Here is an 18,684-nt window from a genome sequence, read left to right on the forward strand (position 1 = left end):
TTAAATAACGATATCTAAATTACAAACAGATCATTACCGTCCCGCTAAATTAAGCGCCACCAACGATGTGTAAGAGTAAGATTGTTATTCATGTTTTTTAGCCTCTAATGCTTTTTATTTTTTCCAGTCGTTACTGGTTAAAAAGATACGTTTAAATAATAATTATAAAATTTAGTGATAAAAAAACCCGCACAGTTGCGGGTTTTGAATATTTGTTAGACACGACAATTCATCACCCGGAAATTACGAGTGCCACCACCAAATAGTGTTTAAAGTAGAATTGTTCATTATTGTTAATGCTTATAGTGTCTTTAAGTGGCTACAGTAAAACGTATCATATGCTTTGATGTCAAGTGTTTATTTAAAAACAATTTAGTTAAAAAACTTGTTATACTAATTACCGATACTTTCCACACTTAATTTTAAGTAGTTTTCTTTTGATAAAATATGATTTACATAGCCATACAACACATTCCGATGGGCAGCTAAGCGTTGCAGAGCTATTGCATCGTGCTGTTGATAAAAATATAGATGTGTTTGCTATTACAGATCACGATACTGTGGCGGCCATAAAGCCTGCTCAGCATATTATTGATACCGAAAACCTACCATTATCGCTGATCACTGGAGTTGAAATATCAACCCGCTGGGAAAGCTTTGAAATTCATATTGTGGGGTTAAATATTGATACTGAAAATTCAGACCTAACGGCTTTATTGCTAGAGCAACAGCAAAAACGCGAAACTCGCGCGTTAGAAATAGGTACACGCCTAGCTAAAAATGGCTTTGATGATATTTACGAGCAAGCAAAAGAGCTTGCAAAAGATGCGCAAATTACTCGCGCGCATTTTGCTCGCGCTTTAATAGCACGCGGTGTTGCAAAAAACTTTCCCGGGGTATTTAAAAAATACTTAGGGCGCGGAAAAACCGGTTATGTACCAAGTAGTTGGTGCGATATGAAAACGGCTATTAAGGCGATTCATGCCGCTGGTGGAGTGGCGGTTTTAGCTCACCCTAGCAGTTATCAAATGTCTAATAAATGGCTACGCAAATTATTGGTTGAGTTTAAATCTGTTGGCGGAGACGCAATGGAAGTTGCTCAGCCTCAGCAAGCACCAAGTGATCGTCAATTTTTAGGCGAGTTGAGCCGTGAGTATGATTTGTTGTGTTCACAAGGGTCTGATTTTCATTTTCCGACAAGCTACTTAGAGCTTGGTAAAAATCTATACTTACCTAAGGATTGCCGCGGCGTTTGGCAAGCTTGGGAAAAGCAAGAAGGAGCAGCAACATGAGTCAACTATTTCATATTCATCCAGAGAATCCACAATCAAGGTTAATTCAACAAGCTGCCGATATAATTAAGCAAGGCGGCGTTGTTGTTTACCCTACAGATTCGGGGTACGCCATAGGGTGTAATATTGGTAATAAACAAGCAAAAGAGCGTATTGAGCGTATTCGTGGCATAGAAAAACACCATAACTTTACCTTAGTGTGCCGCGATTTATCTGAGCTTTCTACGTATGCACGCGTAGATAATCAAACCTTTAGATTAATAAAAAACAATACTCCTGGGCCTTATACTTTTATTTTTAAAGGCACTAAAGAAGTACCAAAACGTTTATTAAACGACAAGAAAAAAACCATAGGTATACGCGTTATAGCGCATCCTATTGCGTGTGCATTGCTAGAGGAACTTGGCGAGCCACTCATGTCGTGTTCACTTATTTTGCCAGGTGAAGAATACACTGAGTCAGATCCAGATGAAATTATTGAGCGATTAGATAAACACGTAGATTTAATTATCCATGGTGGTTATTTAGCAGAGCAAGCAACCACAGTGGTTGATTTATCTGAAGATGAAGTGCAAATTTTGCGTGTTGGCTGTGGTGATACTAGTCCGTTTGAGTAAAAAATAGTGAACGAAGAAAACACCAAACCAATAAGCACCCCCATTGAAAAGCCAGTGCAGCAAAAGCTGCCACTGGCTTTTTTACATGGTAAAGCCATGGTCGATAAACCGTCTGATTTATATATTCCGCCAGATGCGCTGGAAATTATTTTAGAAACGTTTGAAGGGCCGCTCGATTTATTGCTGTATTTAATAAAAAAACACAAGCTTGATGTTCTCGAATTGTCTATTTTTAGTATTACAGAGCAATACATGAGTTATGTTGAAATGATGACTGAGTTTCAACTCGAACTTGCGGGCGAGTATTTAGTGATGGCAGCCTTATTGGCGCAAATAAAATCTCGTTTACTGTTGCCCGTACACAAAGAGCTAGAAGAAGAGGAAGATCCTCGTGCAGAGCTTATTAAACGTTTGCAAGAATACGAGCAATTTAAAAAAGCCGCCGAAAACTTAGACGAAATTCCGCGGGTGGGTCGTGATATTTTTGTAGCCCATGCTGCTATGCCGGTGGCTGAAAATATCACTGAGCAGCTTCCTGAAGTGCAACTTAAAGATTTACTTTTTGCCCTGAGCGATATAATGGCGCGCGCTAAAACACTAGAACATCACTTAATTAGCGCCGAAGTACTTTCTACCCGTGAACGCATGAGCCAAATATTGCAGCAGTTATCACATACTCAATCGGCTTTACCATTTAGTGCGCTTTTTACTGTTAATGAAGGGCGAAGCGGTGCAGTGGTGAGCTTTATCGCTATACTTGAGCTGGTAAAAGAAGGGTTAATTACCTGCTTGCAAGTGACATCAGATAGCCTTATTTATGTGAGCCTCAGTAAAAAATCGACTCAATAGTTATTAATAAGCACTCAAAAACAACCTCTTTTAATAACGATTACAATTAACAATAGTTATTAAAAAGCTCCGCATGCAAGTCTTATAATTCTCTACTTATTACCTACTAGTTAATAAAATTGGCTGCGTAAACATACTTCTGTGCGTATATGCACGTAAAGTGTTTGTAAATGTTATTCCTATTTATGCTCTTGCGCGATATTGTAGGTGTAATAACATAAAGGAATAAAGACATGTTTAAAAACTCGCCTGCATCTTACGGGCTTATTGCGATTATTTTACATTGGCTAATGGCATTAACTATCTTTGGTTTATTTGGCCTTGGCTTGTACATGGTAGAACTTACCTACTACGATAGTTGGTATAAAGGCTCATTAGACTTGCATAAAAGCATAGGTTTGACTTTAGCTGCGGTGTTTTTGTTTAGAATTTTATGGCGCTCTTTTTCGACTCAACCTAAGCCACTGGGTACTAACAAAACAATGAACCAAATAGCGCACACTGCCCATATTATTATGTACATTATTTTGGCGGTTATTGTTGTAGCAGGCTATTTAATTTCTACCGCAGATGGGCGAGCTATCGAAGTGTTTACGTTATTCGATGTGCCAGCAATAAACTTTACATTTGACGGACAAGCCGATATTGCTGGGGAAGTGCATTATTACGCAGCCTGCACTTTAATTGGTTTTGCTGTACTGCATGCACTAGGTGCATTAAAACACCATTTTATAGATAAAGATAAAACATTAATTCGAATGATTAAACCAATTAACGCTAAAAATTAATAGCTAACCTGAACTCAGATTAGCTATTAATGTTAACGGGTATTTACCAATAAAAGGATGATTACAATGAAAAAACTACTATTAAGTACCGCGGTATCAGGCGCTATGCTGCTATCGGCAAGTGCTGTAAACGCTGCTGATTATGTGATTGATACACAAGGCGCACACGCGTTTGTAAATTTTAAAATAAAGCATTTAGGCTATAGTTGGTTACATGGTCGCTTTAATACCTTTGACGGTACATTTAGTTATGATGCAAAAACACCAAACGCATCACAGATCACGGTAAACATTGATACCACGAGTTTAGATTCTAACCATGCAGAGCGCGATAAGCACTTACGAGGTAAAGATTTTTTAAATGTTAGTAAATACCCAACGGCAACGTTTAAAAGTACCAGCGTAAAGTTTGATGACGACGATTCTGGTGAAGTGACGGGTGAGTTTACTTTGCATGGCGTTACTAAAACCATTACCTTTGAAATAGATAAAGTAGGCGAAGGTAAAGATCCATGGGGTGGTCATCGTGTAGGTTTTGAAGGCGAAACTAGCCTTAAGTTAGCTGATTATGGCATTGACTACAATTTAGGCCCTGCATCAACTCATGTTGATATTGGTTTATCTATTGAAGGTATTCGTCAGTAATATCTGAAGTAAGCACTTCGATAAAAACGCCACATTATGTGGCGTTTTTTGTTTCTGCTATGCGTGTTTTAAGCTTTATTTTTAAATGCGCAGGTAACCAGCGCATTAATATTTGCGTATAAGCTTGGGTTTGTTTAATTATTTTTAGTTGTTCATTTAACAAAGCAATGTGTTTGGCACCTTGCTGGTTTTTAGTGCAACCTATATAGCCATAACTTAACTCAGGTGACTCTAGAAGGGGTCGCTGTGTTAGGTTTTTATCAAAATTCATAGATTTAGCTAAATAGTAGTGCTCGCTTGGGTAACCTAATAACAAATCAATGCGTTTTAAATTAAGCATATAAGTAAGGCTTGCTAAGCTATCTCGGGTAGGTCTAATAATTAAATTTATATCGGGTGTGGTATTAATAAGTGTGTCTATTTCGTTACCGTAAGAGCGGCTCATAGAAATACCTAAAGTTAACTTATCAGCCGTAATTAAAGAGGCTAACGACACCGCTTTATCAGCAGGTAGCTTAAGTGCTCTACTGAGCTTAATATGCATAGCTACTGCAGGAGAAAGGCCAGTAGTAGAGCTTTCATCAGTAAAGTAAATGCGCTCTTCTCTAAAACTATTTTTATACAGTGACAAAGCACACGTATTGGCTGAGGTATTGGAGAGTTCTTGGATAACTCTGCCCGAAGGAATGAGTATTCTATTAAAAGTAATATTGGGGAGTTGTTTTTCGAGTAAAGAAATAATGCTTTCGTCGCGACCTTGGTGTTTGTTTTCTCCATTTAAAATGTAGTAGGGTGCAAAGTCATGCGTTAACCAGTTAATGGTGTTAGCAATAACTGGTGAGCTGAATAAGCTAAGTATAAAAACAACTAAAAATGCGCGGAGCATTACAAAAATTACCTACTATTATTCTATTAACCTTAAGTGTAGCTAATAAAGTGATAAAAAGTAAAATGCCAGCAACAAGGCTGGCATTTAATTTTGATTATTGCGCTAATAAGTAGGCAAATTATAATCAGTGTAGGTTAGCTGGCTTTTAGCCATTTAACAAATTGACGCGCATCGCTTGCTTTTTGAAACAATGCATTTTTTAAACCTTGTGTATCACTAAAAATTACACGATGTTTGTTTACTGAAATTGACTGCACTGGATGTGCAATTTGGATCATAGACCCGTTATATTTATAAGACATAATAAAACTCACTTTATTCTTGTTATTTATTCTGCGCTATTTTTTATAGCTATATGCAGTTAATAAATTAACGATGTTGTGTTTAGCTTCATTACAGTGTTGACGATCTTTATGACACTTTTGCGATGATAATAAAATCATCTCGGTATTATTTAAGGGGTTCTCGCCGTACAATAACTTAGCTTTTGAATATACGTTTTGCGGGGCTTACTGGATCAGGGTAAATGGTTAACCGCGGTGGTTTATTTAAACCAGAGAGGGAAGGTAACCCAGTTGTATTTTATATGCAAGCTTTTTGTTATATTATTTATGACAGCCACTATCAATAACTTAAAAGGGAAATGATGCAATACCTAGTTATCAGCGATATTTACGGTAAAACACCTTGTTTACAGCAATTAGCTAAGCACTTTAATGCTGAAAACCAAATAGTTGATCCCTATAATGGAGTTCATCAAGCCCTTGAAAATGAAGAGGAATACTATAAGTTATTTATTAAACACTGTGGCCATGACGAATATGCAGCCAAGCTCGAAGAATATTTTAATAAATTAAGCAAACCCACTATTTGTATTGCATTTAGTGCCGGTGCTAGCGCTGCATGGCGGGCACAAGCGAGTACTACAACTACACATCTTAAAAAAGTAATTGCTTTTTATCCTACGCAAATACGTAATTATTTAAATATAGATGCTATTCATCCATGTGAATTCATTTTCCCTGGGTTTGAACCGCACTTTAATGTAGATGAATTAATAACTAATTTATCGGCCAAAAACAATGTGCGCTGTTTAAAAACACTATACCTGCATGGCTTTATGAATCAGCAGTCACAAAATTTTAGTGAATATGGTTACCAATATTTTTATAAAGTTATAAAAACAGCGAATAGCGAAGCGCATTAAAAATGCCCGGCTGCAAATAATAAGTGCGTATAAAAACCACTAAGATTACTTTTACAGTTTTAATTATTATAAGCTGCGCCAATTCAAAAACTCATTTATTAACAGCTATAAAATGGCAAGTTCTGACTATTCATTACTGTAATAGTCGCTATAAAAAGCAACTGCAGACACGCTTAATTTAACATGCTTTAATCGAGGGTAATGTACTTTTGATGGATGTTAGCTTTGCAGTATCAACATATTAATGTGCCCGAACAGGGGCAAAGCATAAAAATAGCAAAAAATGGCCAATGGCAAATTCCGTTGCAACCTATTATTGCTTACATTGATGGTGATGGTGTAGGCCAAGATGTGATGCCTGTAATGCGAAAAGTGGTTGATAGCGCGATAGCGCATTGTTACCAAGCAAAGCGAAAAATTCATTGGATGCAGGTATACAATGGTGAGCAAGCAGCCAAACTATATGATGGTGATTGGTTTCCACAAGAAACAATAAATGCAGTAAGAGAATGTAAAATAGCGATTAAGGGGCCATTAACGACTCCTTTGGGTGGTGGTTTTCGCTCGCTTAACGTTGCACTTAGACAAGAAATGGATTTATTTGTCAATATGCGCACTATAAAAGGCTTTAGTGCATTGCCATCGCCGTTAAAAAATCCTTATTTAACTAATATCACTGTGTTGCGCGATAGCAGTGAGGATGTTTACTCGGGTATAGAGTGGCAAGCTGGTAGTGTTGAAAGCGAAAAAGTACTCGATTTTTTATGCGAAGAAATGGGGGTTACGCGTTTAAGGTTTACCCAAGAATGCGGAATTGGCATTAAAAACATTTCTAAAGAAGGCTCAGAGCGCCTAGTACGTTACGCAATTAATTACGCGCTAAAAAATAACAGCGAATCGCTGACTTTAGTGCACAAAGGTAATGTGCTTAAATTTACTGATGGTGCATTTAAACGCTGGGGCTTTGCACTCGCTAAGCGTGAATACCAAGCCATTGATGATGAAAACGGCCGTTGGTTACATATTCCACGACAAGGGCAGCCACCACTTATAATTAAAGAAGTTATAGCCGATAACATGTTACAGCAGTGTTTAATGCACCCAGAGCAATTTGATGTAGTTGCAACGACTAATCAAAATGGTGACTTTTTAGCAGATATGCTTAGCGCACAAGTAGGTGGAGTAGGCATAATGCCGGCGGCTAATTTAAATAATGAGGTAGCATTTTTTGAACCCACGCACGGTACATTTGCGCGTATTGCTGGGCAAAATAAAGCGAATCCGAGCAGCAGCATTTTAAGTGCGGTATTAATGCTTAAGTTTATGCAGTGGCATGAGGCGGCTAATTTAATAGAAAATGCCTTAGAGCGCACGTTAGCGGCGGGAGAGGTTACGTTTGATTTACTATCTGAGCCTCATAACTCGATGCCCTTAAGTTGTACAGATTTTGCACTTAGGGTCATCGAGCACTTTTAAACAACACCATTATTAGGCTGCAGATACGTTAACAAGGTTTACGCGATGCGTACATGCACGATTAGTTAACTGCGCAGCACGATGATAAATAGCATGTGCATCTTGGTCGGTATTAAATGTGCCGCTAAGCGTATCCATTAACGCAACTACAATAATGGCTGGAACTTGGCAGCAATGCTCATCCAGAACAGCTTCTGTTGTTTGCGAGTCTACATTGCAATAAGGGTGGTTATTATGCTGATAAGCATTAAGCAATGTTTGCACATCTAAAACATCATCCGCATTATGTTTAGTTTTACGACAAGTACAGCCAAATTCATCTACTAAAGTGGCAAGTACCTGATAAATATCATCGCTTGGCATCGCCGCTAGTGGTGCTAACTGCTGCTCAATAAATTGATGAAAATGGCTATTAATAAACAATCCGTCTTGTTGGGTGAAGCTTGATGAAGTTTGCATAATTATTACTCTTAGTTAGTTGGCTTAACTTCACTCTAGCGCTAACTCTAGTATTAATAAAATTGTTGTTTTCAATAACTGATATTGATTATATCAATACTGTTAAATTACGACGAATTTTAGTGTGTTTAGCAAGGCTACATTAAGCCTAATTAGCTTACAGTAGCCACAGTTGTTAATTTTACAAACTAGATACAGAGGCTTAACCACACTGGTATAAGTATCTATTATTAGTAAGTTAACAGATAACACTTAACAATAACCTTGTTACACAGGCAATGGTTTAACCACTAACTAACAATAAAGAGACTGCTATGAAAATTTTTGCTCCTGCTATTATTATCACCACATTAATGCTTTCGGCTTGTGGTAATGAGCCACAAGACAACAGCCACACCGACGTAAAAAACACGGCACAAACAGCGGTAATAGTGCATAACTATCAGTGTGAAAGTGGTAATACAATGGCGGTAACTTACCCCTCTACAGACACTGCAACAGTTGACTATTTAGGTACAGAATACGAAATGAAGATTGCTGTGTCGGCCAGTGGTGCGCGCTATATGAATGACAAGTACGAGTTTTGGACTAAAGCATCAGGTACTGGCTCTGAAGGCACGCTGTTTAGCCATATGCAAGATGGTAGCACGGGTGATGCAATTGAAACATGTACAGCGCTATAAGCCTTATTAATACGCATTAAAGCCTAAGTTTAGGCGAATTTAACGAGTAATTTGCAACACCTACTGTGCAAGTTACTCGTTGTAAATTTTATATACCTTTGCACTAGTATTACTACCTGTCGGCAATTGTTTTTGCAAATTCCAGTAGTTCTCTGCGTAACCATTGGTGCGCCGATGCATGATGCAACAATGGGCTCCAGATCATTTTTACCTCAATAGGTACAATTTGAAAAGGTACTGGGCTGATAACCAAGTTAGTATGCGTAGTTAACAGCTTAGCTTGGCGACGTGGTAATGTAGCAATTAACTTATCTGACTGGCACAGTAAACTGGCAATCATGTAATGGCGTGTAAAAACGCGTATTTTTCGAGTTTGTTCTAATTGCCACAGTGCTTCGTCTACCCATCCTAACTTTTGCTTACCAGATTTATTAGTAACAGCGGGCTCAGGCCCCCAACCTGCACGGTTTACCCAAATATGTTCGCTTTTTAAGTAATCTTCTAGGCTCGACTGTTGTAAAAATTGATTATTGGGGTGCGTTAAACAACAATAGTTATCGCGCCAAACCGTAGCTTGGTGAAACGATCGTGGTAGGCCATTAAAGCGGTTAATTGCTAAATCTATGGTGCCTTTTTCCATATCTTGCAGATTTACATCACTTGGGCTGAGTATATCAAAGTTTATTCCTGGGTTTTTACTCAACTGCTCAGTTATAAAAGGGGCGATTAACGTCGACTCTAAATAATCGTTTGCCATAATTCTAAACGTTACTTTGGCACTTGTCGGATCGAATAGCTCAGTGGGCTGAGTAATTTCTTCAGCCATTTTAAGTAATAACTCTATTTCGGGCTTTAGTGCCAGCGCTTTTGCTGTGGGCGCCATAGAGCCTGAAGCCCGCACCAAAAGCGGGTCGTCAAATAAGTCACGCAGCCGCTTTAACGCATTACTCATAGCAGGTTGGGTAAGTGCGAGTTTATTAGCCGCTTTAGAAACACTTTTTTCGTCTATTAGTACGTTTAGGTACACAAGCAAGTTGAGATCGACATTTCTTATATTCATTTAATCAATCTTATTTATTTACTGTATTAATTATCTAAATTAAAGCCTGCTTGCTAAGGTGTAAACAACTAAAAAATAATAGCCGTAATAAGCCTAGTAAATATGCCAGATATAATAACGAATAAACTGCAAAATAGTACAGTGCAAGATGTGATTGCGACTAAGTTAGCGCGCGCCGTTTTTGCTGGGTTTGAAGCTATGTTTGCCACCTTTTTAAATATAACCTTAGGCGCACAAAGCCGCTTTGAACAGCGACAATATCACGAGGTACAAAGTGCTATGCGCGAGCGTTTACAAGTGTATGAGCGCCAAGTTAAAAGTGTAAGTGAAGCGGTAAAGGTTATTGCCTACGCGGAGTTAAGTTGTCCACAGACCTGGCAATTAGCTAAAAATATTTATGGCAACATGGTAAAAAATCATGAAAACGAGCCAATAGCGCATACTTTTTTTAATTCTACCTTTGGTGCTATTTGGGACGATAAAAAAATACGTACTGTGCATTTATTTGTATTAAAAGCTAAATATCGTACTCAACCTCGACCATACGACAGCTTAGTTAAACGTATTTCATTGCAGCATGGTTTTAATAGCGCAATAAAAACGCTGATCACTAATCAGGTTTTTAGAGTGCCATTTAGTAATTTAAACCAAGATGTTGCCACCCTGCAGGCTACTTTAACGCAAGGTGCTAAGCAACAATGTCGACAAGTTTATGAGTTAATAAACTTAAACGACGGCTATATAGAATATGCATATTCACATTTTTATAGAAACAAAGCCTGTTACTTAATAGGCCGATGCATTGCTAAAAATGGCGATAATATGCCCTTTGCTATTGCCATTTTAAATACCCCCAAGGGGCTTAAAATTGATGCGGTAATGATGGGCGCCGACCAACTAAGTTTACTATTTGGATTTGCGCGCACGTATTTTATGGTCGATACCGACCAACCAGCGCGTTATGTAGATTACTTAAGTGTACTTATGCCGCATAAACAGCGCTTTGAGCTATTTAATGCGATTGGCTTTATAAAACATGCCAAAACAGAGTTTTATCGTTATAAAGTCGATACCACTAAAAATAGCCCCGCGAGCTTTAAGTATGTGGCTGCGCCAGGTACACCGGGTATGGTAATGCTAGTGTTTACTATTGCTGGCTCAGACCATGTTTATAAAGTAATTAAAGATAAATTTAGCGCACCAAAAACCGCCACTAAAGCGCAAGTAAAAGAAAAATACAACTTTGTAAAACAAGCCGATAGAGTAGGGCGACTGGTAGATACGCATGAGTTTAGGTATTTAGCGTTTGATTTGAGCCGCTTTAGCGAGCAGTTGCTGCAACAAATGAAAGAGCACATTGGGTCCAGTTTAATTATTTCGGGCAAGGCGCTTATTTTAAAACATGTTTATGTTGAGCGAAAAATGACCCCGCTTAATTTATATATAAATGATTGCGACAGCAAAGCACTTGCACAAGTGATGCTAGATTACGGCAGAGCAATTAAAGACTTAGCCGGTGCTAATATTTTCCCTGGGGATATGCTGATGAAAAACTTTGGTGTTACGCGCTGGGGGCGGGTAGTATTTTATGATTATGACGAAATTTGCCCACTTACCGATTGCAACTTTAGAGAAGTGCCGCAAACGCAAAATGCGCTAGAAGAGCTAAGTTCAGACTCGTATTTTGATATAGAGCCAAATGATATTTTTCCGAGTCAATTTAAAGTGTTTTTTAGTGCTAATGAATTGGCATTTAATGCTTTTAATAGTCATCACAGCGATTTATTTAACGCCCAGTTTTGGCAAACGTGCCAACAACAGGTACAACAAGGCTATTTACCCGACGTGTATCCATATAAACAAAGTTGGCGCTTTAAATAAGGTGTTTTGATCCCCATATATAAATTACATTAATTTAGTTATGCAACGTTTAGTAATAGCGTTTAGTTATATAAAGCTTAGGAGTGGCAATGAAATACATTTCTCATGAAGATGGCATACTTGCATTTAGTGAAACCAATAAACCGGTTTTAAAGAGCCATGAAGTACTGGTAAAAGTAGCCGCCATTGGTGTAAATCGCGCCGATTGTATGCAACGCCAAGGTAAGTATCCGGCGCCAAAAGATGACAGCCAAATATTAGGATTAGAGTGCGCAGGCATCGTTTGCGATATTGGTGGTAAAGTTGATAAAATTTGGCTTAATAAACGCGTTTTTGCTTTATGTGCTGGTGGTGCTTACAGTGAATATGTTGCGGTTGATGCCAAACAGCTAATGGAGTTACCAGATGACGTGTCTATGAGAGAGGGCGCTGCAATAAGTGAAGTATATTTAACAGCATTTGGTGCTTTGTTTGAATTAGGTAAATTACAAGCTGGGCAAACGGCGTTAATTCATGCAGGTGCAAGCGGTGTGGGTGGTGCTGCAATTCAAATGGCTAAAAGCGCAGGGGCAACTGTGGTTATAACCGCAGGTTCAGATGAAAAATGTGCACATGCCAAAGCACTGGGCGCCGATCATGCTATAAACTATAAAACCACTGATTTTGTAGAATATATGAAGGCTAATAACCTAACGGCTAACACAATTGTAGATCCTGTTTCGGGTAGTTATTTAAACAAAAATGCGGCTGTTGCGGCTATGGATTGCCAAATTGTAATGCTGGCATTTTTAGATGGTCGTTTTGCTGAAGTTGATTTTGCCCGTTTACTGCAAAAACGTATCTCGTTTCATGCATCAACACTTAGAAACCGTAGTATAGAGTTTAAACGCGCATTAAGAGATGATTTTGTAGCGCGTTTTTATAGCGATATTGCAAGTAAAAGCTACGATTTTAATTTATATAAAGTGCTACCTTGGAGCCAAGCAAGCGAGGCTCATGCTATTTTAGAGCGCAATGAAAACGCCGGTAAAGTAGTGTTAAGTGTAGAATAAACCAGTAGTGTAATGTATAGGCATTGTTTATGTCTCTGGTAGTCAATATAATTTAGTTATAACACACATAATAAGGTTAATAATGAATCCAATTATCGCCACTTTAAAAGATCATAATGTTAGCGACGAGCAAATAGCCGAGCTATTTGAAGCATTAACGCAAAACCCAATGATGGCAATGGCCATGGTGCAACAACTTGGTATACCACCTGAAAAACTACAGCAACTAATGGCAGTAGTGATGACTCAACCGCACTTAATTAAAGAAGCGACAGACGAGTTAGGTTTAGACTTTTCGAAAGTACAAGCCGCAAAAGATAAGTTAAATCAGTAATCCCTCCGTACTTTTAACCAAGGTATAACCTTATACCTTGGTACTTTAGCTCACCTTAAACATGTTTTGTTACATTAGCAATTGAACTGCTATTGATTTTTAGCGTCTTAGTTTTAGTCGATAAAATGGTGGGAATATTGTATGAAAACACTGATTAAGTTTTGGAAAAATAACCGTTCATTAATCATATTTATTGCGTTAATGAGCGTATTTAGAAGTGCAGTTGCCGATTGGTACGAAGTACCTACAGGCTCTATGCGGCCCACCATTGAAGTAGGCGACAGAGTTTTAACAAATAAAATGGCTTACGACTTACGCTTACCCTTTACGCATATACCACTAATGAAGTTAGGCGACCCACAAGCAGGTGATATCATAGTATTTGATTCAAAAAAAGCTGATAACCGCTTAATAAAGCGGGTAATAGGCGTACCTGGCGATACTGTGTCACTTGAGGATAACGAGCTTATTATTAATGGTAAAAAGCTTAACTATGCTAGTTTGCACAGTAATTTAGGTTCACTTGATAAAATTGAAAACTTAAACGGTCATAAACACTCAATAAGAGTAGCCAATAGAGCGTCGCGATTAGCAGGGTTTGATAAAATCACAATCCCGAATAATTACTATTTAGCCATGGGTGATAACCGCGATAACAGTGCCGATTCTCGCGTAATAGGCTTGATCCCGCGTAGCGAAATGTTAGGTAAAGCAGAGCGAGTAATTGTATCGCTTGATTACGATAACTATTATTTACCGCGAACTGATCGATTATTAAAAGCGCTGGAATAAGCGTGTTTGTATTTTAGCAGCTAAATAAAAACCCGGGTTATACCATTGAGTTGTATTGCATAAAGTAATAAAACGAATGTAAATTGATGGTAATTATAGTAGCTTGATATTCCTGCTATTTTTTAACACCTGTTCAGCAGAGTCAATAATATGAGCTTAAAGACTAAAAAATCGCCTATATTACTGTTCGATGGCGTATGCAATTTATGCACAGGCTCGGTACGCTTTGTGATTGAGCATGATCCATATAAAAAATTTCGCTTTGCGTCATTGCAGTCAACTGTAGCAAAAAACTTACTTAAGCAGCAGGGAAGTGAAGCTACAAGTAAGCTGGGTTCTGTGGTGCTTATTGACGATAGTGGCATTTGGTTTAAGTCAACAGCGGCACTTCGTACTGCTGGGCAGTTATCGGGTTTATGGCCGTTGTTGCAAGTGTTACTCATAATACCTCGGCCATTACGAGATTGGGGTTATGATTTTATTGGTGCTAGACGTTATAAGTGGTTTGGGCGTACAAATGCTTGTTGGTTGCCAGCAGCGGACATAAGTGATCGCTTTTTAGATTAAATTTATAAATAGACTTTTAACTTTAATACGCAAATGCTAAGGGGAATTAATCATGATAGTAAGAATATTTGATAAGCTAACCTTTGCTGTTGCGTTAATTATAGCGTTGCAAGTACCGCAACTTACGGATCATTATCAGCAACATTTAGCGGGCTTGTATCAGGCAACAAAATGGCAAGTTGATGGTTATAAAGCCACCGCCCAAATGCATGCATTTCCCAGTGTTAAAGCAATGATTGATAGACACTTACGCAATAGCGAGCCAAGTGTTAAAACTGATGCACAACAAAAGCTGTTAACCCTTGATTTATTTGCAGATTTAGAAGGTGGAATGACTATATTTAAACAGGGTAACTTTTTTGAAAAACTAATTTATATGTTTACTCCCACCCGTTTCGGTATATTAAAAAATACTATTGATAACTTTAAATTAGGCATACCGCTTACTTTTACCGGTATTGCGTTTGGGCTAGTATTTGGTTTTTTATTAAATCAATTAATTATGCTACCTTTTACAATTTACTCAGTTAAAAAAAGGGCAAGTAAAGTTAACACTATCGAGAAACCAGCCCAATAATAGTATAATTATTTAAATCACCTATATAACTAGGCTCACATATTATGAGAACTGATAGCATTTATGCGATATTTATCGGCAATTTCCCTTTGTTTATTTATGGTTATAAGCATGCTTTTTGGCTGCGCTAGTTATCCTAAGGTTCAAGCCGAACCTAGCTATACATTTAGCAAAACGCAAAATACTAGCTTAGCTAAAGGCATAGCATTAGAGGCGAGTAAACACCCTGCGAGCTCAGGGTTCTATCTACTTGGTGATGGCCTTGATGCATTTGCAACTAGGCTGTTATTAATAGAAAAAGCCGAAATGTCTATTGATGTGCAGTATTACTTATTTCATAACGATACTACGGCCAAAATATTCACTCATTACTTACTTCGTGCAGCCGATAGAGGCGTGCGGGTACGCATGTTACTAGATGACTTTGGCCACGAAAGCCAAGACGCTTTATTTAGTGCCTTGGTGCAACACCCTAATGTGTCAGTACGGTTATTTAATCCGTTTTCAAATCGCACTTTACCTTATGTTGATTTTTTAACTAATTTTAAACAGATCAATAGGCGCATGCATAACAAGTCGTTTATTGTTGATAATCAGGCGGCTATTATTGGTGGCCGTAATATTGGAGATACTTATTTTTCTGCCAATATTTACACTAACTTTTCTGATTTAGATGTACTTGGCGTGGGGGAATTTGCCCCGCGTGTGGCCACTGCATTTGATTTATATTGGAATCATTCACTCTCGGTAGCGATTAAATATATAGCGCCTGCATCGAGTGCAGCTAAACTAGAACAAGTACGAAAACAACTCGCTAAAATATATACTAGTGAGCAAAGTAAAGCCTATCTACGGCGTTTAGAGTCACTGGATATTATTGATAATTTGCTACGCGGACAGCTAGCACTTTACTGGGCAAACTCTGAATTAGTATACGATCATCCTGATAAAATAATGAATGTGAGTGATGATAATACCGGTTATATGGCCCCAGCATTAAGTAATTTACTTAATGATGCACATAGTGAAGCATTAATTGTTTCACCTTATTTTATTCCCGGTGATGCAGGCGTTGCAAGCTTAAAACGTTGGATTAATACCGGTGCTAATGTGACCATTTTAACCAATTCGCTCTCGGCCAACGACGTACCCGTTGTGCACGCCGGCTATGCAAACTATCGTGAGTCACTTATAGAGGCGGGCGTTAAATTATGGGAGTTACGCGCTACAGTAAAACCTAAGTCTAAGCCTAAAATTAAATCTAAAGATAAAACAAAACATAAAAAAATCACCGATTTAGCTGGTTCATCAAAAGCGAGCTTACATGCTAAAACAATGATTTTTGATCGTAATACGCTTTTTGTTGGCTCAATGAACTTAGATCCACGTTCAATTAATTTAAATACCGAAATAGGTGTTGTAATTTACAGTGACAAAATGGCAAGCACAGCAGCAGATATATTTTTAGAAGAGTTACCTCGCCATGCATGGCGATTAGATGTCACTAAAACTGAGAATTGGTGGGGTTTTAATCACGACTTACTGTGGTTAGATGAATCAATTACACCCACTAAAGTGGTAAGTAAAAACTCTGAGCCAGAGGCCAGCACCTGGGTACGTTTTCAGGCTTGGTTATTTGGCTACCTGCCTGTAGAACACTTACTTTAATATGTGTTAAATAAGGCAGTAACCCCAATATTAATACTTAACCAGCACTCAGGGTAAGAGGTTTAACAGTTTGAATAATAATAGTATTTAAGGGTGCTTTTTTACAACAAAAGCGCCTCGTATATCGCCCAAATTAAAACCAGTCGCTTTATCGCTTGGATAAAGCTCAGTTAATTTGTTTTTTACTTCAGGCTTTAATTCACTACCATGGCAGGCTAAGCAAGCTTGCCCAGTAGGAATTGCTTTGACTAAATACCAAGCATCGGCTTTTTGTTCTTGATGTTCAATATTTGCTATAGGTTCGCCATTTTCTTTACGCTGCTCAAAATCGAGCAGTATTGAATTTAACCACTCGTTAGCTTGGTTATTAGGATTGCGCACTTTTAATGATGTACGACTAATTTCCCACTCTTTAGCACTGTGTTGTAGTGCAATAGCTGGCGCACTGATATTACATACTTCAATTGCTGCAACAGGCCCGCTCGCTTTCATGGTACTTACTAAAACATTTTTTAAATCAGTTGAAAATGCTTTAACAGTGCTGCGAGCAAAGTATGCATCGTCGCTATTAGCTAATACGCTTGATGAAACAACCAAGCTGGTAAATAATAAAATAGAGCGCATAATACACCTTTGTACATTAGAGGATTCTAATGTACAGCTGAGCAATAATTTATTCAAGCTTTTCTATCGCTAATTATCCGGATATCTGGTTAATTTAAGTACTGTATAAATTATAGCTGCAAAGAGCTTAGCTAAATGATGATAAACCCAAAATATAAATTACATAAAAGGTAGCTAATAATGACAACTAAAAATGATGACAGTGCTAAATATGCATTATCGCAGCAAAGTAAACCGCTTGATGATCCGCTAGAAGCAATTAAAAGCATGCGTTTAGAGCAGTTGGCCGTATGTAAGCTAAAAGCAGAAAAAGAGATGCAAACTATGAAAGCAGAATCTACCCCTGACAAAAATAAACAATAACGTAAAGCAACTTAGTGGATTTGTTTTATGAATAAACACATTACGCTTTCGTTTTTAGCTTGGTTAGCGGCTCTTTTTGTGGGAGCTGCAGGTATATATGGTTTATGGCCTTCACCACAGAGTAAAGTGCTTTTAGCTATTGAAATAATAACCTTAATTATTTTGTTATTTAATAGCGCCAGTATTACCTGCTGGGTATATAAACACACTAAAAACAAACAACAACGTTATATTGCCTTATTATGTATAGCCTCCTTAGTGCTATGCATTTGTGGAGACGTGGTAAATTTTAATTTAAATAATCAATATTACCGTTATAACGAGGTAATTAAGCACGACTATTTAGCTGACTCTGTATGGTTTTTTGTACCCGGATACAGCTTACTCTTTATTGCTGTGTTGTTGGCGAGCCGTAGTTTAGTTATGTATCCATTATATTATGTGGCTGCTTATTTAGGGGGCACGCTATTAATATCGCTGCTTTGTTTTTATTTTATGCATATTCCAGAGGCAGGTTATTATGTACTGCTATTAACCGGGCTTCATAGTTTTGTTATAACCAGTGTGGGATTAATGAGTTTAGTGCTGCTTAATACATATTGCGGGTTAAACGCACCTTTGGGAGTATGGCTGGTTAGTTTAGGGTTAGTATTAGCGGCAATTGCCGATGCATTAATTGGTTTATATTGGATTTATGGGAACAGCGGTGAAGGGTACTTTCCACAAATTAGGTATATAAATTGGATAATTTATATTAGCTCGCAATGCTTAGTTATTCATTTAGCTAAAATAAATATAACCTACAAGCTGGGTTAATAAAAAAGCCGCTAATAAATTCAGCGGCTTTTTACATTAACAAAA

The 18,684-nt window shown here is 37.9% G+C and carries 22 protein-coding genes; 17 read left to right on the forward strand and 5 right to left on the reverse strand.

Going from position 1 to position 18,684, the window contains the following annotated elements:
• Positions 1-437: 437 nt before the first annotated feature.
• The 5 genes from rnm (at position 438) to AAEZ18_RS01915 (ending at position 4,191) form a co-directional block, all read left to right on the forward strand.
• Complete coding sequence (rnm, locus tag AAEZ18_RS01895; RefSeq protein ID WP_011327976.1) at positions 438-1,292, forward strand: RNase RNM; 855 nt, start codon at positions 438-440, stop codon at positions 1,290-1,292.
• Positions 1,289-1,909, forward strand: a complete 621-nt coding sequence (locus tag AAEZ18_RS01900) for an L-threonylcarbamoyladenylate synthase (RefSeq protein ID WP_011327977.1) — start codon at positions 1,289-1,291, stop codon at positions 1,907-1,909. The genes rnm and AAEZ18_RS01900 overlap by 4 nt, the downstream gene beginning before the upstream one ends.
• Positions 1,910-2,005: 96 nt before the next feature.
• Positions 2,006-2,758 carry a segregation and condensation protein A gene (locus tag AAEZ18_RS01905; RefSeq protein WP_089368950.1) on the forward strand — a complete coding sequence of 251 codons (753 nt, stop codon included), beginning with the start codon at positions 2,006-2,008 and terminating at the stop codon, positions 2,756-2,758.
• A gap of 233 nt (positions 2,759-2,991) precedes the next feature.
• Positions 2,992-3,546 (forward strand): cytochrome b, encoded by a 555-nt coding sequence (locus AAEZ18_RS01910; protein ID WP_089368173.1) that lies wholly within the window; start codon positions 2,992-2,994, stop codon positions 3,544-3,546.
• 66 nt (positions 3,547-3,612) lie between these two features.
• Positions 3,613-4,191 (forward strand): YceI family protein, encoded by a 579-nt coding sequence (locus tag AAEZ18_RS01915; RefSeq protein ID WP_011327980.1) that lies wholly within the window; start codon positions 3,613-3,615, stop codon positions 4,189-4,191.
• Positions 4,192-4,225: 34 nt separating this feature from the next.
• On the opposite strand, the gene AAEZ18_RS01920 is transcribed toward AAEZ18_RS01915, so the two are convergent.
• The gene (locus tag AAEZ18_RS01920) at positions 4,226-5,077 is read right to left on the reverse strand and encodes a transporter substrate-binding domain-containing protein (RefSeq protein WP_089368174.1); all 852 of its coding nucleotides are present in this window, start codon (positions 5,075-5,077) and stop codon (positions 4,226-4,228) included.
• A gap of 137 nt (positions 5,078-5,214) precedes the next feature.
• The gene (locus AAEZ18_RS01925) at positions 5,215-5,382 is read right to left on the reverse strand and encodes a hypothetical protein (protein WP_007375427.1); all 168 of its coding nucleotides are present in this window, start codon (positions 5,380-5,382) and stop codon (positions 5,215-5,217) included.
• Between the two features lie 341 nt (positions 5,383-5,723).
• Here AAEZ18_RS01925 and AAEZ18_RS01930 point away from each other — a divergent pair, with 341 nt between their 5' ends.
• Positions 5,724-6,287 carry a hypothetical protein gene (locus tag AAEZ18_RS01930; RefSeq protein ID WP_231613459.1) on the forward strand — a complete coding sequence of 188 codons (564 nt, stop codon included), beginning with the start codon at positions 5,724-5,726 and terminating at the stop codon, positions 6,285-6,287.
• A 225-nt stretch (positions 6,288-6,512) separates the two neighbouring features.
• Positions 6,513-7,763, forward strand: a complete 1,251-nt coding sequence (gene icd, locus AAEZ18_RS01935; protein ID WP_041454683.1) for an NADP-dependent isocitrate dehydrogenase — start codon at positions 6,513-6,515, stop codon at positions 7,761-7,763.
• Positions 7,764-7,775: 12 nt separating this feature from the next.
• On the opposite strand, the gene AAEZ18_RS01940 is transcribed toward icd, so the two are convergent.
• Positions 7,776-8,222 carry a hypothetical protein gene (locus tag AAEZ18_RS01940; protein ID WP_086995586.1) on the reverse strand — a complete coding sequence of 149 codons (447 nt, stop codon included), beginning with the start codon at positions 8,220-8,222 and terminating at the stop codon, positions 7,776-7,778.
• A 314-nt stretch (positions 8,223-8,536) separates the two neighbouring features.
• Here AAEZ18_RS01940 and AAEZ18_RS01945 point away from each other — a divergent pair, with 314 nt between their 5' ends.
• Positions 8,537-8,905, forward strand: coding sequence for an MliC family protein (locus tag AAEZ18_RS01945; protein WP_011327986.1), 369 nt, complete (start codon positions 8,537-8,539; stop codon positions 8,903-8,905).
• A 112-nt stretch (positions 8,906-9,017) separates the two neighbouring features.
• Here the strand turns inward: AAEZ18_RS01945 and AAEZ18_RS01950 are convergent, their stop codons facing one another.
• Positions 9,018-9,965, reverse strand: coding sequence for a LysR family transcriptional regulator (locus AAEZ18_RS01950; protein WP_011327987.1), 948 nt, complete (start codon positions 9,963-9,965; stop codon positions 9,018-9,020).
• Positions 9,966-10,067: 102 nt separating this feature from the next.
• On the opposite strand from AAEZ18_RS01950, the gene aceK reads away from it, so the two are divergent.
• From aceK to AAEZ18_RS01985, 7 genes are all read left to right on the forward strand, one after another.
• Positions 10,068-11,846 (forward strand): bifunctional isocitrate dehydrogenase kinase/phosphatase, encoded by a 1,779-nt coding sequence (aceK, locus tag AAEZ18_RS01955; RefSeq protein ID WP_350593702.1) that lies wholly within the window; start codon positions 10,068-10,070, stop codon positions 11,844-11,846.
• Positions 11,847-11,935: 89 nt separating this feature from the next.
• On the forward strand, positions 11,936-12,898 hold the full coding sequence (locus tag AAEZ18_RS01960) for a zinc-binding dehydrogenase (RefSeq protein ID WP_086995580.1): 963 nt from the start codon (positions 11,936-11,938) through the stop codon (positions 12,896-12,898).
• 82 nt (positions 12,899-12,980) lie between these two features.
• On the forward strand, positions 12,981-13,232 hold the full coding sequence (locus tag AAEZ18_RS01965) for a DUF2999 domain-containing protein (RefSeq protein ID WP_011327990.1): 252 nt from the start codon (positions 12,981-12,983) through the stop codon (positions 13,230-13,232).
• Between the two features lie 141 nt (positions 13,233-13,373).
• Entirely contained in the window at positions 13,374-14,024 is a 651-nt protein-coding gene (gene lepB / locus AAEZ18_RS01970; RefSeq protein ID WP_338410889.1) for a signal peptidase I, read from the forward strand.
• Between the two features lie 150 nt (positions 14,025-14,174).
• Entirely contained in the window at positions 14,175-14,591 is a 417-nt protein-coding gene (locus AAEZ18_RS01975; protein WP_338410888.1) for a thiol-disulfide oxidoreductase DCC family protein, read from the forward strand.
• A 52-nt stretch (positions 14,592-14,643) separates the two neighbouring features.
• A complete protein-coding gene (locus AAEZ18_RS01980) occupies positions 14,644-15,168 on the forward strand; it encodes a DUF2937 family protein (RefSeq protein ID WP_011327993.1) in 525 nt (174 codons plus the stop codon).
• 111 nt (positions 15,169-15,279) lie between these two features.
• Complete coding sequence (locus tag AAEZ18_RS01985) at positions 15,280-16,836, forward strand: phospholipase D family protein (protein WP_350593704.1); 1,557 nt, start codon at positions 15,280-15,282, stop codon at positions 16,834-16,836.
• A gap of 87 nt (positions 16,837-16,923) precedes the next feature.
• Here the strand turns inward: AAEZ18_RS01985 and AAEZ18_RS01990 are convergent, their stop codons facing one another.
• Positions 16,924-17,460 (reverse strand): Tll0287-like domain-containing protein, encoded by a 537-nt coding sequence (locus AAEZ18_RS01990; protein WP_182677093.1) that lies wholly within the window; start codon positions 17,458-17,460, stop codon positions 16,924-16,926.
• A 180-nt stretch (positions 17,461-17,640) separates the two neighbouring features.
• Here AAEZ18_RS01990 and AAEZ18_RS01995 point away from each other — a divergent pair, with 180 nt between their 5' ends.
• Both AAEZ18_RS01995 and AAEZ18_RS02000 read left to right on the forward strand, forming a co-directional pair.
• Positions 17,641-17,823 (forward strand): hypothetical protein, encoded by a 183-nt coding sequence (locus tag AAEZ18_RS01995; protein WP_011327996.1) that lies wholly within the window; start codon positions 17,641-17,643, stop codon positions 17,821-17,823.
• A gap of 27 nt (positions 17,824-17,850) precedes the next feature.
• On the forward strand, positions 17,851-18,639 hold the full coding sequence (locus AAEZ18_RS02000) for a hypothetical protein (protein WP_011327997.1): 789 nt from the start codon (positions 17,851-17,853) through the stop codon (positions 18,637-18,639).
• Positions 18,640-18,684 lie beyond the last annotated feature (45 nt).

It is taken from the genome of Pseudoalteromonas sp. 19-MNA-CIBAN-0066 (assembly GCF_040308705.1).
GTDB classification, from domain to species: Bacteria; Pseudomonadota; Gammaproteobacteria; order Enterobacterales; family Alteromonadaceae; genus Pseudoalteromonas; species Pseudoalteromonas nigrifaciens.

Coding starts and splice junctions, on each gene's coding strand:
- AAEZ18_RS01900 (WP_011327977.1), top strand. CDS start 1,289: ATGAGTCAACTATTTCATATTCATCCAGAGAATCCACAATCAAGGTTA.
- AAEZ18_RS01905 (WP_089368950.1), top strand. CDS start 2,006: ATGGTCGATAAACCGTCTGATTTATATATTCCGCCAGATGCGCTGGAA.
- AAEZ18_RS01910 (WP_089368173.1), top strand. CDS start 2,992: ATGTTTAAAAACTCGCCTGCATCTTACGGGCTTATTGCGATTATTTTA.
- AAEZ18_RS01915 (WP_011327980.1), top strand. CDS start 3,613: ATGAAAAAACTACTATTAAGTACCGCGGTATCAGGCGCTATGCTGCTA.
- AAEZ18_RS01920 (WP_089368174.1), bottom strand. CDS start 5,077: ATGCTCCGCGCATTTTTAGTTGTTTTTATACTTAGCTTATTCAGCTCA.
- AAEZ18_RS01925 (WP_007375427.1), bottom strand. CDS start 5,382: ATGTCTTATAAATATAACGGGTCTATGATCCAAATTGCACATCCAGTG.
- AAEZ18_RS01930 (WP_231613459.1), top strand. CDS start 5,724: ATGATGCAATACCTAGTTATCAGCGATATTTACGGTAAAACACCTTGT.
- AAEZ18_RS01940 (WP_086995586.1), bottom strand. CDS start 8,222: ATGCAAACTTCATCAAGCTTCACCCAACAAGACGGATTGTTTATTAAT.
- AAEZ18_RS01945 (WP_011327986.1), top strand. CDS start 8,537: ATGAAAATTTTTGCTCCTGCTATTATTATCACCACATTAATGCTTTCG.
- AAEZ18_RS01950 (WP_011327987.1), bottom strand. CDS start 9,965: ATGAATATAAGAAATGTCGATCTCAACTTGCTTGTGTACCTAAACGTA.
- aceK (WP_350593702.1), top strand. CDS start 10,068: ATGCCAGATATAATAACGAATAAACTGCAAAATAGTACAGTGCAAGAT.
- AAEZ18_RS01960 (WP_086995580.1), top strand. CDS start 11,936: ATGAAATACATTTCTCATGAAGATGGCATACTTGCATTTAGTGAAACC.
- AAEZ18_RS01965 (WP_011327990.1), top strand. CDS start 12,981: ATGAATCCAATTATCGCCACTTTAAAAGATCATAATGTTAGCGACGAG.
- lepB (WP_338410889.1), top strand. CDS start 13,374: ATGAAAACACTGATTAAGTTTTGGAAAAATAACCGTTCATTAATCATA.
- AAEZ18_RS01975 (WP_338410888.1), top strand. CDS start 14,175: ATGAGCTTAAAGACTAAAAAATCGCCTATATTACTGTTCGATGGCGTA.
- AAEZ18_RS01980 (WP_011327993.1), top strand. CDS start 14,644: ATGATAGTAAGAATATTTGATAAGCTAACCTTTGCTGTTGCGTTAATT.
- AAEZ18_RS01985 (WP_350593704.1), top strand. CDS start 15,280: ATGCTTTTTGGCTGCGCTAGTTATCCTAAGGTTCAAGCCGAACCTAGC.
- AAEZ18_RS01990 (WP_182677093.1), bottom strand. CDS start 17,460: ATGCGCTCTATTTTATTATTTACCAGCTTGGTTGTTTCATCAAGCGTA.
- AAEZ18_RS01995 (WP_011327996.1), top strand. CDS start 17,641: ATGACAACTAAAAATGATGACAGTGCTAAATATGCATTATCGCAGCAA.
- AAEZ18_RS02000 (WP_011327997.1), top strand. CDS start 17,851: ATGAATAAACACATTACGCTTTCGTTTTTAGCTTGGTTAGCGGCTCTT.